We start from the raw sequence: 2,612 nt of genomic DNA, 5'->3' as shown, positions 1-2,612 counted from the left end.
GCAGTAAAAGCATTAGGGATGCGGCAACATCCTTAAGACATTTTTAAATATGTTCACCTTAAGTATAACACAGATAGTGTTTTTTTGCGCTTTTTTACTGTGTTATTTTCAAATAAAAGACTATATTAGCGGAGGGATTGGTCAAGCATCCTGGGCAATTTCGTCAAGGAGACGTGGCTATCTATGATGGAAAGGGGCAAGTTGTCCATGTAGGTGCTCGTCCACAATTTGTTCCGGATTTAGTAAAACAGTTACTAGATTGGGCTAGGAAGGCGGAGGTTTCAGAGGTACTAAAATCCTGCGTCGTTCATTTTGAATTGGAAATCATCCATCTTTTTGAAGAGAAGATGGGAATGGAAGAATGGGGCGATTGTGGCAGAGTTTGATTCTAAGTCAATGGAATCCCATCTTTGAGTGGGTTCCCATCGAATCTGTTATTTTTGAACATCAGTTAGGTTATTATCAGGCTTTGAGTAAAAGTAACACAACAAATGATTCAACAGCTTTTATCGAATTTATGTTAGAGGCTATTCTGGAAACGTTAAAAGTCTTTCACAATCGTTCAATGGTAGTACAGGAACAGTTCATGTCCATCTTATACTCATTAAATTTCAAAATCTGACGTTGTCAAGCCTCTTCAGTGAACCTTAGTTCTACCATCATCGGCTTTCCTAGTCATTTTTTTGAAATTGTTCGAGTATTCCGATTCAGAAGTTAGTTAAGTATTACTAACAAGAAAAGAAGAGCTTGTCTTCCACTCTTTATTAGATTATTTCCAAGAACGTCCTTTTATTTCAAATGCTGATTTTGTCGAGTTGACTCATTTGAGTCAGGCTAGTGCAAGACGCTATTTATCTCGATTTGTTTCTTATGGATTGCTTGATTTTACGGGCTCAACCAGGGATCGTCGGTATAGTCTCCGATGAGAATCCGCTCAAAAACCGCTCATTTTTTACTTGTGAAAATGAACGGTTTTTTGACCATGTTTCTAATTAGTATCAGGGGAGGGTTTTACCTGCTGCAAGGTAAATTTCATACCATTCTTTGCGACTGAGGGTTAGGTTAGTGGCTTGGGTCGCTTCGAGTATTCGTTGGGGTTGTGTTGTACCAATGATGGCTTGCATTTTAGCTGGGTAGCGAAGGACCCAGGCGATGGCAATGGCAGAAGGAGTTGTCTGGTAATGATTAGCCAATCGGTTAAGGACTTGGTTGAGTTTTTCAAACTTAGGATCTCCCACAAAAACTCCTTGGAAATAGCCATGTTGAAGGACTGACCAAGCTTGGATTACCATGTCGTGAGTTCGAGCGTATTCAAAGATACTGCTAGTTACAGAGCTTGAGAGAGCTTGCTCCATGTTCACATGAAATCCTGCATCAAATTCTGGAGCAAAAGCGGCACTCAGTTGTAGGTGGTTAATTGCGAGTGGTTGGGAAACCGCTGTTTTGAGGAGTTCAATCATCATCGGATTTTGATTGGAGACCCCAAAATGACGAACTTTGCCTGTTTTTTCTAAGTGATCAAAAGCTTCCGCAACTTCCTCTGGTTCCATCAGAACATCTGGTCTGTGGAGAAGGAGGCTATTCAGCTGGTCGATGTGTAGTCGTTGGAGAATCCCTTCTACTGAATTGAGAATGTGTTCTTTGGAGAAGTCAAAGTAGGTAAAGTCCTCAATGCGGATGCCACATTTGGACTGAATCCACATTTGATTTCTGAGATCGGGTCTGTTTTTCAAGACTTGCCCAAGTATTTCTTCAGAGCGACCTCCTCCGTAGATATCTGCTAGGTCAAAGGTATTGATGCCGACAGAAAGAGCGGTTTCAATTAATTCCTCAACTTGTAAAGGGGACAGGTTTTTAATGCGCATTAAACCAAGGACAATACTGGATAATTTGGTTTTTTCTTGGGCGAATTCAATGGTTTTCATTTCGATAATCCTTTCAAATTATTAGAAAGCGATTTCATTATATACGGATTTAGGAATAAAGTAAAGGTTATTTGAGAGGGGACTCCTCTTGCATCCTTCCGTTAACCGCAAACTATCCTTCCGGAAACAAGGTATCCTTCCGCTGTGGTATAATTTTAATTGAGACTAAGGAGGGACTGATGTTTTTAAGTGTTAAAGAGTTAGCAATTCGTTGGGGAATTTCCGAAAGAAGAGTTAGAGAATTGGCCTCTTTAGGAAAGATTCCAGGTGCCTTTCAAGAGGGGCGATTTTGGAGATTTCCAGCAGGAGTGAAAAAACCATCGGATAGCCGTTTCAAAAAAACGGAGAGTCTGTTATCATCAATTGAAGAGAAAAAGGCCCATTTAGATACCTTAAGACCCTTAACTTCTGGTGAAGTTCAACGATTGAATGAAGAATTTACGATAGAGTATACTTACAATTCAAATGCAATTGAGGGGAATACTTTAACATTGAAAGAGACAGCACTAGTCCTTCAGGGGCTAACAATTGATCAGAAACCTTTGAAGGATCATTTGGAAGGGCACCTCGAAAAAGTTGATGTATTCCATTAACTTTTAAAAAAGGGACGCTTGCTCTCCAATTTCCAACAAACGTCCCTTTATTTTCTGTTTTTCCATCCCTAATATCGGGATAATTCTGATTTTT

1 protein-coding gene and 3 pseudogenes are annotated in these 2,612 nt (G+C 39.9%); 3 read left to right on the top strand and 1 reads right to left on the bottom strand.

The features are described 5' to 3' along the window. Positions 1 to 122 precede the first annotated feature (122 nt). Both I2503_RS09180 and I2503_RS09175 read left to right on the top strand, forming a co-directional pair. A pseudogene (locus I2503_RS09180) lies at positions 123 to 622 on the top strand (Fic family protein); the annotation flags it as partial. Positions 623 to 773: 151 nt separating this feature from the next. Continuing rightward, positions 774 to 926, top strand: a pseudogene (locus tag I2503_RS09175) (Fic family protein); the annotation flags it as partial. A gap of 72 nt (positions 927 to 998) precedes the next feature. On the opposite strand, the gene I2503_RS09170 reads toward I2503_RS09175, so the two are convergent. Then, a complete protein-coding gene (locus I2503_RS09170) occupies positions 999 to 1,925 on the bottom strand; it encodes an aldo/keto reductase (RefSeq protein ID WP_196967760.1) in 927 nt (308 codons plus the stop codon). Between the two features lie 179 nt (positions 1,926 to 2,104). Here I2503_RS09170 and I2503_RS09165 point away from each other — a divergent pair. Then, positions 2,105 to 2,491, top strand: a pseudogene (locus I2503_RS09165) (helix-turn-helix domain-containing protein); the annotation flags it as partial. Positions 2,492 to 2,612 lie beyond the last annotated feature (121 nt).

It is taken from the genome of Streptococcus sp. NLN64 (assembly GCF_015831295.1).
GTDB lineage: Bacteria > Bacillota > Bacilli > Lactobacillales > Streptococcaceae > Streptococcus.
The sequence above is the reverse complement of the archived record's forward strand: the minus strand, read 5'-3'. Positions and strand labels throughout refer to the sequence as shown.

Coding starts and splice junctions, on each gene's coding strand:
- I2503_RS09170 (WP_196967760.1), bottom strand. CDS start 1,925: ATGAAAACCATTGAATTCGCCCAAGAAAAAACCAAATTATCCAGTATT.